This is a genomic window from Mycobacterium sp. AZCC_0083, from assembly GCF_014202335.1.
Classification (GTDB): domain Bacteria; phylum Actinomycetota; class Actinomycetes; order Mycobacteriales; family Mycobacteriaceae; genus Mycobacterium.
Genome location: NZ_JACHGP010000002.1, coordinates 572,924 through 585,147 on the forward strand (window position 1 = coordinate 572,924; position 12,224 = coordinate 585,147).

A 12,224-nucleotide genomic window follows, 5' to 3' on the forward strand; every position below is an offset into this window, starting at 1 on the left:
GTCAGATCACCAGGTCCAGGAGCAGGACCACGACCAGCCCGCTCACCGACAGCACCGTCTCCATGATCGACCACGTCTTGATCGTCTGACCGACGCTGAGCCGGAAGTACTGGTTGACCAACCAGAAGCCAGCGTCGTTGACGTGTGAGAAGAACAGCGATCCGGCGCCGACCGCGAGCACGACCAGCGACACCTGGCCGCTGGGCAGCCCCTCGACCAGACCGAGGATCAGCGACGAGGCCGTAATGGTGGCGACGGTCGCCGAGCCCGTGGCCAACCGGATCAGGACCGCGAGGATCCACGCCAGCAGGATGACCGAGAAGTGCGCGCCTTCCGCCCAACGTGCGAGCAGGGTGCCGATGCCGCTGTCGACCAGAACCTGCTTGAAACCACCACCGGCCGCGACGATCAGGATGATGCCCGCTACCGGCGGCAGACCGGATTCGATGCACTTGGTCAGCTCGTTGCGGGTCATGCCTGCGCCGCGCCCCAGGGTGAACATGCCGACGATCACCGCGAGGAGCAATGCGATCAGCGGGGTGCCGAGGGTGTCCAAGATCTGTCGGAGCCACTGACTCTTGTCGTCGATGAAGATGTCTGCCAGCGCCTTGCCGAGCATCAGCGCCACGGGCAGCAAGACACTGAACAGGGTGACTCCGAACGACGGTCGTTGCCGCGCCCCCTCGTCGTCGCCGAATCGGTCCGCGTCGAAGGTGTCGGGCGCGTCCACCACGACCCAGCGGCCCGCGAGTTTCCCGAACAGCGGGCCTGCGAGGACGATGGTGGGAATCGCCACTGCGACGCCCAGAGCCAGCGTGACGCCCAGGTCCGCGTGCAGCAGGCCGATCGCGGTCAGTGGGCCGGGGTGCGGTGGCACGAATCCGTGCATCGCGGAAAGGCCTGCCAGAGCGGGGATTCCGACGGTGATCAGGGATAGCTGCGAACGCCGTGACACCAAGTAGATGACGGGCATCAGAAGAACGAGGCCGATCTCGAAGAACATCGGCAGGCCGATGATCGCGCCGACCAAGGCCATTGCCCATGGCAACATTCGCGGTGACGCATGCCCGACGATGGTGTCGACGATCTCGTCGGCACCACCGGAATCGGCCAAGAGTTTGGCGAACATGGCGCCAAGCGCAATGAGGATGCCGACGCTGGCCGCAGTGTCACCGAAACCCTTTGTGAACGAAGTCAATACGGTCTGCAGGTTCTCCCCCGCGACGATGCCGACCGTGAATGCACCGAAGAGCAGCGCGAGGAACGGATGCAACTTGACGATGGTGATCAGTACGACGATCACCGCGATACCCGCGAGGAAGGCCAGGATCAGCTGCCAGCCCGAGGCCACCGGTTCGGCGAGCTTCGGTGCGTCGTCAGCGAGGAATGTGATACCCGAGATCATCTAGTGCTCCTGATTGGTGCGGGATAGGTAGGTTTCGACGATGGCGTCGATGTCCTGGTCGACGTCGACGTCCACGCCGCGTTCGTCGGATTCGAGCGGTTCGAGGGTGTCGAACTGCGACTTCAACAGGGACGGCGGCATGAAGTGCCCCGGACGGCTGGCCTGCCTGCGGCCGATGACCTCCGGCGTGCCGACCAGATGAAGGAACTCCACATCCGGACAGTGCTGCCGAAGTTGGTCGCGGTAGCTGCGTTTGAGCGCCGAGCAGCTCATCACCCCGCCGCTGCCGCATCGCTCCGCCAGCCACTCGCCGATCGTCTGCAGCCAGGGCCGCCGGTCATCGTCGTTCAACGGCTCCCCGGCGGTCATCTTGGCGATGTTGGCGGCGGGGTGGAAGTCGTCGGCATCGGCGAACGGCACGCGCAGACGCTGTGCGACCGCCGCCCCGACCGTCGACTTGCCCGATCCGGACACACCCATCACTACTACTGGTGACGCCACTACTCCGCCTCTCCGGCCATATCTACCCGCTTGTGGTTGCCGTCACACAGTCTGCATCAATGATCTGACGATTGCAATACTGACGCACAAAGATATGTTTTTTATAACGTCCGCTCGGTGTATGAGAAGATGTATCCGTGGCCCAGCAAGCAAACGTCGGTGCTCTGCACGACAGCGTGCTGACCGCGCTCGGCACTCAGATCGTCTCGGGCGACCTTCCCCCCGGCCACGTGATCAACCTGGACGGCGTCAGCGCCCAACACGGCGTGTCCCGCAGCGTCGCCCGCGAAGCCATCCGCGTGCTCGAATCCATGGGCCTTGTCGCCTCCCGGCGCCGCGTCGGCATCACCATCCAGCCCGCCGAACAGTGGAACGTGTTCGACCCCAGGGTGATTCGCTGGCGCCTCGGTTCCAGCGACCGGGCGGCCCAGCTGATCTCACTCTCCGAACTCCGGCGGGGTTTCGAACCCGCGGCCGCGGCCCTCGCCGCACAACGCGCCAACCCGCATCACTGCCGCATCATGGCGGCCGCAGTCTCGGACATGGTGATGCACGGCCGCTCAGGAGATCTCGAGTCCTATCTGCTGGCAGACAAGGTCTTTCACCAGACACTGCTGGAGGCCAGCGGCAACGAGATGTTCCGCGCGCTCAACGGCGTCGTCGCCGAGATCCTGACCGGCCGCACCCACCACGGGTTGATGCCGGAGACGCCGAACCCAGTCGCCATCGCACTGCACGACGAGGTTGCGCGCGCAATCCGCCTGCGCGACGAAGCAGGAGCCGAAAGGGCGATGCGCGCGATCATCGATGAGGCGAAGAGCAGCGTCACTCCGCCGTCAGATTGAACTCCATCATCAGCCCCGACACCTCCGTGACCCGCACGGTGCGGCGGGCCTTCGAGCCTCCGGCGTCGACGTCGCAGTGCGCTGTCGCGTCGACCCTGCCCTCCAGCCCCGACTCGCACGCCACCGAATCGACATGGTCACCAGAGTTCTGGCCGATGAGCCGGGCGACGTCCTTCTCCAGTTGCTCCTGCGAGATCGCCGGTGTCATCTCGTAGTCGACGGTGGTGCCTTCGACGCGGCTGACGGTGACGATGGGCTGGAAGCCGTTCGCGTCGGACATCATCACGTCGCACCGGGCGGTCCGACCGACCTGACCGATCAGATCCTCCTGGCAGGTCACCGACTGCGGCGGGTCGCCCACCTTGGCGAGTTGTTCTGAGATGGCGGATTGCAATGCCTGTCGCGAGACGGACGGCACGTCGTGTTCCCCGTCGGCGCTGCATCCGGTCAGCGCCGCGACGACCATGGCCGCCAGGACCACCGCCGCGTTCATGTCCCGGACCCTAACAATCCGGCCGGGAGCGTGATGATTGACTGCAGAAGTGACCAGGCAACCGCTGACCGCACGCCGACTGTTCGACCGCTTCGAACCGGTGCACGCACTCACCTACTTCGCTCCCGAGGCCCTTGCGGCATTCGAACACCTCGGATTCCGCGGTTTCTGGATGGGCTACTTCGCAGGTCGCTCCGCCCCCCTCGGACCGGTGCCCGCCGAAGTGGTCACCGCGGTCTTCTACAACTTCTCGCCATCCCACGTCGGGCGGGCGCTGCCGTCGGCGTGGGAGTTCGCCTCCCCCACGGATGCGCTGCGGACACGCGAGGCGTCCGCCGTAGCGGCGTTGCGCCGGTGCGGCGTCACCGACGATGCCGACGTCGAGACCGCGGCTCACCTGTTGGCGAAGGCCGCCCGCAGCGCCGCGCTCGACGGCCGCCCGCTGTTCGCGGCCAACGTGGCCCTGCCGTGGCCCGACGAACCGTTGGCCACGTTGTGGCACGCCACCACCCTCTTGCGCGAACAACGCGGCGACGCCCACGTTGCGACGCTGGCCTCGCTGGGGATCAGCGGCCGCGACTGCAACGTGCTTCACTCCGTCGCCAACCGGGTGCCACGTGACTTCCTCGTGCGCAGCCGCCAGTACGACGACGACGAATGGCGTTCGTGCACAGACCGATTGGCAGCACGCGGCACCCTCGACGACACCGGAGCGCTGACCGCCGAGGGCGCCGCGCTCAAGCAGGACATCGAGAACACCACCGACCGGTTGGCGCTGGCCGCCTTCGACGCACTCGACGACGGTGAACTCGAGGAGTTGTTCCGCACGCTGACCCCCATCACGCGGGCGGTGATCGCCGGCGGCGACATCCCCGTCACGACGCCGATGGGCCTGCGACGCGACGATCTCGACGATGACGCCGCGCACCTGGATTGAGACGGCACCGCGAGATCAGCGCGGCGCGTACATGATCAGGCCGACGCCCAGCAGGCACACCACGGCCCCGGAGACGTCCCACCGGTCGGGCCGGAAGCCGTCGGCGACCATCCCCCACAGCAGCGACCCGGCGATGAATATCCCGCCGTACGCGGCCAATACCCGGCCGAAGTGCGCATCGGGCTGGAACGCAGCGACGAAGCCGTACGCCCCGAGCGCGAGCACCCCGGCACCCACCCACACCCAGCCGCGGTGCTCGCGGATGCCCTGCCACACCAGCCATGCGCCGCCGATCTCGAGCAACGCGGCCAGCACGAACAACGCAATCGACTTGGCCAGCATCATGCACACAGCTTGCCGCGAACGCGCGCAGTTGTTGCCAATTCATCGGCGTGTCGGCCGCAAACACGCGCGCTCGCGGGAAAGGGGGCGGTCAGGTGGATTGGTTTCGATTCCACTCCAGCCAACCGACACCGGTGCGGCCGCCGGCGGTGGTGACGGTCGCCCAGGCCCTCGGGAAGTGGCTGATGCGACCGTCCGGCGAGGTGAGCAGCACGGGCGCGTGCCCCCGCACGTCGATGGCTGCAACGAGCCCGCCGGGCGACAGTTCGAGCGTGGTCCCGGTCGGTAAGCCGTTGTCGCCGAACTCTTCCCGTGTGGTCACGCTCTGCAGTTCGACGAGCGGGTCACCAGCCTTCTGCATGTAGCCGATGCCGAACCGTGGCGCTCCTGGGATGCGCATGTCGACGGCGTGCACGTGGGTGCCGTCGTCGAGGTGCAGCGCGCTCCACACCCAGTCCATGCCCCACCAGTCCCTGGCCGCCCACGAGTGGTCGCGTTGGCCTGGCGCGTGCTGGAACGTAAACGTCTGATCGTTGACGGTTGCGGTACCGCTCACGGTGCACGGGATTTCGTAGCGCGTCGTGATGCGGTACTGATACGGCGTGCCAACGGTGGTCCACGTCAGGTTCATCGTCACCTCGACGGGACGGCCGGATTCGCCCCGCAACAACCCTGCCGGGTCGTCGTAGGCCTGGCCCCGACCGCGCAGGCCCACCCGGTAGGTCCGCAGGGGTTCGGCGGCGTCGAGGATCAGGTCGATGTCGTCGCCGGTGACGTGGGTGTGCACCTCGGGCAGGTCGGCCTCGAAGTCGAGCACGGCGACCGTCGGCATGTCGGGACCGCACAGCAGCGCGTTGATCCAGGCGTGGCCCTGATTGGGGATCAGCCCGAGCCGGATCCAGCCGCCGACGTTCTGATCGGGATCGGCGAAGTCGAAGTACCAACTCTCGCTCCACAGCGGTTCGTCGCCCCGTGGGTGCGCGGATTCGTCGTCGGCGTTGGGCTGCAACGGTTCCGGCGTCGACGGTGATGGCAAGATGGCCATCGCGTCGGTGTCGATGACGTGTTGGCAGTGCCGCTCGATCATCGTCATGAACATCAGGTCGCCGCGCTCGGTGCGCTCGACCAGCATCGGCGACACGATCGCCATCAGGACACCGAAGAAGCTCTGCCTGCGCACTCCCTCCCTGACGTCGTCGAGGGTCAGCGGCGAACCGGCGCCGAGCGCGTCGTGGTAGGCGCGCAACAGGTCGTCGTAGTGGTCACGGCGCAGCTGCACCGGTACGGCGCAACCGAGGAAGTAGGCGACGTCGGTCTGCGCAGGACCCCACGTGACGGTCTGCCAGTCGACCACCGTCAGCGGGCGCTCGGCACCGGCCTCGCCGAACAGCATGTTGTCTAGGCGGTAGTCGCCGTGGATCAGGCCCTGCGGACGCCCTGGCGCCGCCTCCTGGGCAACGAAGGCGTCGAACGCCGCGACCAGGCTCTCGCAGACGACCCGGTGCGCCGGCGCGATCTGGTCGGCATAGCGCTCGGCGAAGCCGCCGTACAGGGCGGAGAGCAACCCCTGGTTGATCGGCGACTCCCGGTTGATCCATTGCGCGCCGGCCAGCGAGGCGTCGCCGAGCAGAGCGCCGTGCACTCTCCCCAGCTGGGTCAGCGCGAGGGTGGCCTGTTCGACTGTGGCACCACGGATCTCGTCGCCGACGGCCGCAGGGGTGGCGTCACTCAGCAACAGGTCGAACGCGCCCGTGTCCGGGTCGTAGGCCGCATGATGACAGTCTGATACCGGTCCTTCTAGCCCCGGTGCGATGTCCGTGTAGAACCGGACCTCGCGTTCGTAGAGACCCAACGTAAGGCCGGTTTGCCTGCTGCTGGGATCGGCCGCGGCGACCTTCAGCACCGCCGACGCCGGCCCCGTCGTACCGGCGGAGTAGCTCAGCGCGACGCGGTAGCACTCGCTCATCTGCCCGGTGCCGATGCGCTCGATCGCGAATTCGGTGACGGTGCCGGCCCCGATCGCGGAGGTCAGCCATTCGGCGGTGAGATCGGCGGGTCGTTCGACGAGTGTGGGCACCCGAGCATCGTTAGTCACGAATTGACGGGTGTCAACTAGCGGTGTGCGCTCGTCGTCGACGTGTGCGCGCCAGGGACGTCGAGCGCCGGGTTGCGATCGAAGAACCCGTAGGGCTTGAGCCAGAACGACACGACGTCGACGGGCATCACCGGCCAGTCCTCGGGCCGGGTGATGTGGTGGATGCCGAACACGTACCAGAGCACGACATCGGTGTTCTCGATCGAGCGGTCGGCCTTGGTCCACTCGCCAAGACCGGTGTCGGCGGCCGACTGGTTGACGAACTCCCCTGCGGGCCAACGCTCGTCGGGATGGTTCGGGGTCACCCAGAGGGTGTGTCCGATGACGTTGGCGCGCTGCAGCACGGGAGACCGGGGGTCGAACATCGGCGGGATCGCGCCGCTGGGCACCAGCTTGTAGGACGGGTGGGTGCCGAGCCCATTGGTGACGTTGGTGTTGACCACCTTCCATGCCCGCTGGGTGGCGAAGTCGACGTCCTGCTGGCCCTCGGCCTCGGTGCGCAGCGCGACGTTGCGCACCACCAGCGAGAGGCCGTAGGGATTGTCCGGTCCCATGGGCTCGGCGTACGACTCGGTCATGTACGCGGTGTTGTCGGTACCGTCGACGTCGAGATCGAGCCGGGCCACCAGAAAGTGTTGGTGGAAGGGCGCATACGTGCGTTCGTCGACGAGGGTGCCGTTCGGATTGGGCTGTCCGGGGGCCAGCGGCGTGGTGACCATGATGCCGGTGGCCCTGACCTCGCACTCGATGTTGCCGTCCTGGTAGAGCCGCCAGTAGACGAGGTACTCGTAGTTGGCGACAGTGACGTGGAAGGACACCGTCAGCCGCCGCAGCCGGCGCACCTCGGCACCCGTCTCGTGGTCGACGTGCTTCCATAGCACCGCGTTGTCCTCTTCGTGGATGCATACGGCGTTGGCGATGGTGTACGGCTCGCCCGAGCTGTCATGCAGGACCGCGTCGAGGTAGCGGATCTCACCGAGGCAGTCGCAACCCAGCTCGAGCGACGTGGTCATGAAGCCAAGACCCCACTCGCCGATGTCAAACGCGGTGCGCCGGTAGTGGTCTGCCGACGAGTCGCGGTAGGGCACCACCATCTCCGCGAAGGACATCCGGTGGGCCACCGAGCGCAAACGGTCGCCGTCCTGATAGCGAACGGTGTGCAGGGTCATTCCCTCGCGGTAGTTGAAACCGATTCGCAGCGACCAGTTCTGCCACGTCAGCAGATTGCCGTCCAGGCTGAACGAGGGACCGTCGGGCTGGGTGACGTGCAGCGGCTTGAGCGGTTCGCGCCGCGACGCCGCACGGATCCGCTCGGGGATGTGCCGGGGCACGTACTCGCCCATCACCTCTGGGGTTTCGACGTCGCCCCCAGAGAACGGGCCACTGTCCTCGATCCGCAACACCTCCATGGTGTTGAGGTCGATGACGCAGTGCAGTCCACTGATGAGATGGGCGTACGGATTCATGCCGGGCCCGTCCTTGAGCCAGGTGTCCGACCAGCCCAGCCTGCGGTCGCGGTACTCCGGCGGTGCGACGGCGTCGCCGTACGTCCACGTGTCGACGAAGACGTTGTCGATGTCGGTGATGCCCCGGTTCGCCAACGCGGCGAGGAAGTCCGGGTGCTGGCGCAACATCCGATCGCACTCGACGAATTCGTCGACGGTGAAGTTGGGCTGCACGCCAGGGACGTGGTCGAAGGACTCGGCACGGTCCGCGCTCACCGAGACCACGCTCTTGTAGGTGGCGTTGGCGGCCCGCTCGAAGCACACCACCGTCGCCCGGCGGGCAGGCACCGAGCCGTCGTCCTCGTAGGCAGCCAACTCCACCTTGCTGGGCTCGAGCATCTCGATCGAGGCGAACCGCCAGCCGACGTCGACGCCGTGCTCGCGCCGCAGAATCCCGGCAACAGTGCGGATTTCGTCGGCCGACAGCGGATCCAATGGGTGAGTCACCCACCCACGCAACCACATCCGGCGATGCCACGCAGTCGGTTCACCAGATCGCGGCGGTGGCCTCAGCTGCCGGCGAGCGAGAAGCCCTCCCATGCGCGGCGCCGCTCGGCACGTGGGTCGTACTCCAGGTGAGACTCCCGGTCGAACACCATGACCGTCCGCTCCCGTTCGGTGTAGGCGGGCCATCCGTCGCCAGGCAGCCCGGTCCTGCTGAAGGCCCGCCACCGCCGCTGCACGTCGTTGCTCACCCGGCGCGCAGAGCGCCGGTCCGCGGCGGCGGTGAGCAGCGATCCGAACGGGGTCCGGTACACGTCGAACACGGCGAAGAGTTCGGTGCCGTGGGTGGCGCCCAGCCCCGACCAGTGGAACGTGCGCGGCGCATAGTCGTAGCGGTAGACGTACGTCGGCGCGTGCCTGCCGTGCGCTTCGGCGATCTGCCAGGCCGCCGTTGCGAAGGCGAAGTCACCACCGAGCCGGACACACGCGTTCGGGCTCGGATAGCCCGGATACGCCTCGGTGATCCGGGCTTTCGACTCGATGTCGGTGCCGGCGAACAGGGCGTCGATCATCGGCTCGGTCGTGGGCAAGAGCTGCAGGAAGCGGGTGAAGAGCCTGCCCTCGTCGGCGTTGGTGCCCACGATGAGCGGGACCCGGTGCGCATTGCCGTCCCGCATGGCCACAACCGGATCCTGCGGCAGGTATTCGGTGCCGAACGTCGGCCCGACGACGAAGGCCCCGCGCACCTCCTTCATCCCGCGCATCACCTTCTCGAGCGCGATGCCCAACTCCGCGGGCCGCGCCGCCATCACCGCCGCTGCCGCGTCCTGCCGCGCGACCCCGAGAACATCGGCGAGGTCTCCTGCGAATGCCGCCGCGACCTCGGGGGGTCCCGACATCCCGCTGGCCGGGCTCTCCGAAATCGCCTGCGCGAAGAGGCCTTTGGCCTCGGGAACCGCCAACAGGGTGGCGACGGCATGCGCACCTGCACTCTCGCCGAAGACCGTCACGTTGTCCGGGTCGCCGCCGAACACGGCGACGTTGTCGCGTACCCACCGCAACGCCATCACGATGTCGCGCAGGAACAGGTTGTCGTCGATGGGATTCTCCGGTATCGACAGCGACGACAGGTCCATGCAGCCCAGCGCGCCCAGCCGGTAGTTCATCGATACGTACACGCAGCCCCGTCGCGCCAACGCGGCCCCGTCGTACAGGGGCGTCGCCGAGCTACCCAGGATGTAGCCGCCGCCGTGGATGAAGACCATGACCGGGAGCGGACCGTCAGAAGGCTCCTGTGGCGCCACCACGTTCAGCGTCAGGCAGTCCTCGCTCATGGGCTGGTACTTGCCAACGCCAAGCAGGGTGTACTTGCGCTGTTGCGGCGCGCAGTAGGTGAATCCGTGGCAGTAGCGAACTCCGGGCCACGGCTGGACCGGCTGGGGCGCGCGGAAGCGCAGTTTGCCCACCGGTGGGCGGGCGAACGGGACGGACCGCCACCGATGCACCCCGTCGCGGGTGAAACCTTCGATGGTCCCGCTGTCGACGGTGACGCGCTTGGTGCGTTCGTGCATGCATCAGACGTTAGCGAACAATTCCCGCGCCGGACGCGCCTGACAGCGTGTTCCCGGCACGCCCGCTAACCTGGCCGGTATGCGGATTGCTGTGCTCGTGGCGGTCGCTGCGCTGCTTGCAGGGTGTTCATCAGCCCCAGACAGCCAGCCGTCCTCATCAGCACTCACCCCGTCGTCCTCCACCGCCGTCTCGACGACGCCGAAGGCCCCCACCACGTCACGCACGTCCGCGCCGGGCACGCCACCGGCCGCAGGGACGGCGATCGCCGACGTCATCGCCTGGGTCGAAGCGGGAAAGCCCGCCGACGCCGCCAAGTACCACTCGGCGACGCTCGACGGCGTGTCGACGCCACTCGAGGACGGGGTGGCATTCACCACCGCGGGTACCGAGGCGAACTGCGTGACGAACAAGTACCAGGACGGGGAACTGGCGTGCCTGGTCAAGCTGACGAATCCGCCGCCCCGCCCACCGGACTTCCCGACGGCGTGGAAGAACAACTGGGTGGACTTCTACGGCACCAGCGTCGACGTCGGATCACCACATGGTGATCCCGGTCCGTTCGCCGAGGGCACGGGCGAGGAACTGCCCGCTGGCGAGTCCCTGGCGTTCGGCGACTACCGCTGCAGGGCGGACGCGGCCGGCCTGTTCTGCGTCGACTACGCCCACCAGACGGGGATCAAGCTAGCCCCAGCAGGCGTCGAGGGGTTCGGATGCCTGCAGAAGACCACACCGCCACCCGAGATCGGCCTGCGGCTCAGCTGCTGAGCGCCGGTTCGTGCCCCGGATAGGCGTGCACGATCGCATGAGACAACGTCGGAATCGCATGAGCGAGTTCGTGTTCGGCGTCGTGCGCGAGCTGGTGAGCCGCGGAAAGGGTCAACCGAGGGTCGACGTCCAACTCCACGTCGGCCTCCAGTCGGTGGCCCACCCAGCGCATCCTCACCTGACGAACCGCCTGCACGCCAAACCGGTCGGCCAGCACCTGATGTGCGGTCGCAACCAGCTCCGGGTCGACGCCGTCGAGCAGCCTGCTGAACACGTCGCGTGCGGCAACCAGCAGCACGCAGGCGATCGCGCACGCGATGACCAGCCCGACGATGGGATCGGCGAGCGGGAAGCCGAGCGCGACGCCGATGGCGCCGGCGACCACGCCCAGTGACGTCAGACCGTCCGTGCGGGCGTGCATTCCGTCTGCGCGCAGCGCCGCCGATCCGATGCGCTTGCCGACCCTGATGCGATAGACCGCGACGACCTCGTTGCCAACGAACCCGATGACGCCTGCAGCGGCCACCAACCCGAGGTGCGACAGCGGCACCGGGTCGATCAGCCGGTGCACGCCCTGGATCGCGGCGACCGCCGCTGAAATGGCGATGACCACGAGGACGAACAGCCCGGCCAGATCCTCGACGCGGCCGAACCCGTACGTGTATCGCCGGGTGGCGCTTCGCCGGCTCATCGCGAAGGCGATCCACAGCGGTATCGCGGTGAGCGCATCGGAGAAGTTGTGCACGGTGTCGGCGAACAGCGCCACCGAACCCGACACGAGCAGGACGGCGACCTGGGCGGCGGCAGTGCTGCCGAGAACGACGAGGCTGACCTTGACCGCGCGGATCCCCGCGGCGCTGTCGGCGAGGGCGTCGCCCGCATGATGTCCGTGGTGGTGGCCGTGTCCGTGCCCGAAACCGAGGCCCATCAGCCGACGCTCCCGTCGTGGATGACGCGCAACTCGCGCTCGTCGAGATGATGGGCGGGCACTCCTCCTGCGGCGTGCTCGGCATTCTGCACGGCGTCGATGACCAGCTGGCGGACGTGCTCGTTCTCCAGCCGGTAGAACACCTGTGTGCCCTCGCGCCGCGTGCGCACCAGGTGCGCCATTCGCAGCTTGGCCAGGTGCTGGGATACCGACGGCGCGGGCTTGCCGACTCGTCCTGCCAGGTCGTTGACCGACATTTCCCGATCGGCCAGCGACCAGAGGAGCTGCACGCGGGTGGTGTCGGCAAGCATCCGGAACACCTCGACGACGAGGTCGGCCTGTTCGTCGGCAAGCCGGCGCGTGCACGCCTGCTTATCTGCATTCATACGCAG

Annotated in this window: 12 protein-coding genes; 3 read left to right on the top strand and 9 right to left on the bottom strand. The window is 67.4% G+C overall.

Translation table 11 applies throughout. The annotated features are described in order from the left end of the window. Position 1: 1 nt before the first annotated feature. Together HNP02_RS06395 and HNP02_RS06400 are read right to left on the bottom strand one after the other, a co-directional pair. Positions 2 to 1,405 (bottom strand): GntP family permease, encoded by a 1,404-nt coding sequence (locus tag HNP02_RS06395; RefSeq protein WP_184436226.1) that lies wholly within the window; start codon positions 1,403 to 1,405, stop codon positions 2 to 4. Further along, positions 1,406 to 1,906, bottom strand: coding sequence for a gluconokinase (locus tag HNP02_RS06400; protein WP_184436228.1), 501 nt, complete (start codon positions 1,904 to 1,906; stop codon positions 1,406 to 1,408). A 137-nt stretch (positions 1,907 to 2,043) separates the two neighbouring features. On the opposite strand from HNP02_RS06400, the gene HNP02_RS06405 reads away from it, so the two are divergent. Beyond that, positions 2,044 to 2,751 carry a FadR/GntR family transcriptional regulator gene (locus tag HNP02_RS06405; protein WP_184436230.1) on the top strand — a complete coding sequence of 236 codons (708 nt, stop codon included), beginning with the start codon at positions 2,044 to 2,046 and terminating at the stop codon, positions 2,749 to 2,751. Here HNP02_RS06405 and HNP02_RS06410 read toward each other — a convergent pair. Further along, complete coding sequence (locus HNP02_RS06410) at positions 2,732 to 3,244, bottom strand: DUF4333 domain-containing protein (RefSeq protein WP_184436232.1); 513 nt, start codon at positions 3,242 to 3,244, stop codon at positions 2,732 to 2,734. The two genes, HNP02_RS06405 and HNP02_RS06410, sit on opposite strands and share 20 nt — an antisense overlap. Positions 3,245 to 3,293: 49 nt before the next feature. Between HNP02_RS06410 and HNP02_RS06415 the strand changes: the two genes are divergently transcribed. Further along, entirely contained in the window at positions 3,294 to 4,181 is an 888-nt protein-coding gene (locus tag HNP02_RS06415) for a hypothetical protein (protein WP_184436233.1), read from the top strand. 15 nt (positions 4,182 to 4,196) lie between these two features. Here the strand turns inward: HNP02_RS06415 and HNP02_RS06420 are convergent, their stop codons facing one another. The 4 genes from HNP02_RS06420 to HNP02_RS06435 form a co-directional block, all read right to left on the bottom strand. Further along, on the bottom strand, positions 4,197 to 4,523 hold the full coding sequence (locus HNP02_RS06420; protein WP_184436583.1) for a YnfA family protein: 327 nt from the start codon (positions 4,521 to 4,523) through the stop codon (positions 4,197 to 4,199). A 91-nt stretch (positions 4,524 to 4,614) separates the two neighbouring features. Beyond that, positions 4,615 to 6,600 (bottom strand): phosphotransferase, encoded by a 1,986-nt coding sequence (locus tag HNP02_RS06425; protein WP_184436234.1) that lies wholly within the window; start codon positions 6,598 to 6,600, stop codon positions 4,615 to 4,617. A gap of 35 nt (positions 6,601 to 6,635) precedes the next feature. Beyond that, positions 6,636 to 8,588, bottom strand: a complete 1,953-nt coding sequence (locus HNP02_RS06430) for a primary-amine oxidase (RefSeq protein ID WP_184436235.1) — start codon at positions 8,586 to 8,588, stop codon at positions 6,636 to 6,638. A 44-nt stretch (positions 8,589 to 8,632) separates the two neighbouring features. Then, positions 8,633 to 10,138, bottom strand: coding sequence for a carboxylesterase/lipase family protein (locus HNP02_RS06435; RefSeq protein ID WP_184436236.1), 1,506 nt, complete (start codon positions 10,136 to 10,138; stop codon positions 8,633 to 8,635). Between the two features lie 79 nt (positions 10,139 to 10,217). Here HNP02_RS06435 and HNP02_RS06440 point away from each other — a divergent pair, with 79 nt between their 5' ends. Further along, a complete protein-coding gene (locus HNP02_RS06440; RefSeq protein WP_184436237.1) occupies positions 10,218 to 10,904 on the top strand; it encodes a hypothetical protein in 687 nt (228 codons plus the stop codon). Here HNP02_RS06440 and HNP02_RS06445 read toward each other — a convergent pair. After that, positions 10,894 to 11,832, bottom strand: a complete 939-nt coding sequence (locus HNP02_RS06445; protein ID WP_184436238.1) for a cation diffusion facilitator family transporter — start codon at positions 11,830 to 11,832, stop codon at positions 10,894 to 10,896. The genes HNP02_RS06440 and HNP02_RS06445 overlap by 11 nt on opposite strands. Continuing rightward, positions 11,832 to 12,218: a metalloregulator ArsR/SmtB family transcription factor gene (locus HNP02_RS06450; RefSeq protein ID WP_184436239.1), complete on the bottom strand. Its 387-nt coding sequence runs from the start codon at positions 12,216 to 12,218 to the stop codon at positions 11,832 to 11,834. The genes HNP02_RS06445 and HNP02_RS06450 overlap by 1 nt, the downstream gene beginning before the upstream one ends. Positions 12,219 to 12,224 lie beyond the last annotated feature (6 nt).

Excerpts from the sequence above, each read along its gene's own strand:
- HNP02_RS06395 (WP_184436226.1), bottom strand. The coding sequence starts at position 1,405 with ATGATCTCGGGTATCACATTCCTCGCTGACGACGCACCGAAGCTCGCC.
- HNP02_RS06410 (WP_184436232.1), bottom strand. The coding sequence starts at position 3,244 with ATGAACGCGGCGGTGGTCCTGGCGGCCATGGTCGTCGCGGCGCTGACC.
- HNP02_RS06420 (WP_184436583.1), bottom strand. The coding sequence starts at position 4,523 with ATGCTGGCCAAGTCGATTGCGTTGTTCGTGCTGGCCGCGTTGCTCGAG.
- HNP02_RS06430 (WP_184436235.1), bottom strand. The coding sequence starts at position 8,588 with ATGTGGTTGCGTGGGTGGGTGACTCACCCATTGGATCCGCTGTCGGCC.
- HNP02_RS06435 (WP_184436236.1), bottom strand. The coding sequence starts at position 10,138 with ATGCACGAACGCACCAAGCGCGTCACCGTCGACAGCGGGACCATCGAA.
- HNP02_RS06440 (WP_184436237.1), top strand. The coding sequence starts at position 10,218 with ATGCGGATTGCTGTGCTCGTGGCGGTCGCTGCGCTGCTTGCAGGGTGT.
- HNP02_RS06445 (WP_184436238.1), bottom strand. The coding sequence starts at position 11,832 with ATGGGCCTCGGTTTCGGGCACGGACACGGCCACCACCACGGACATCAT.
- HNP02_RS06450 (WP_184436239.1), bottom strand. The coding sequence starts at position 12,218 with ATGAATGCAGATAAGCAGGCGTGCACGCGCCGGCTTGCCGACGAACAG.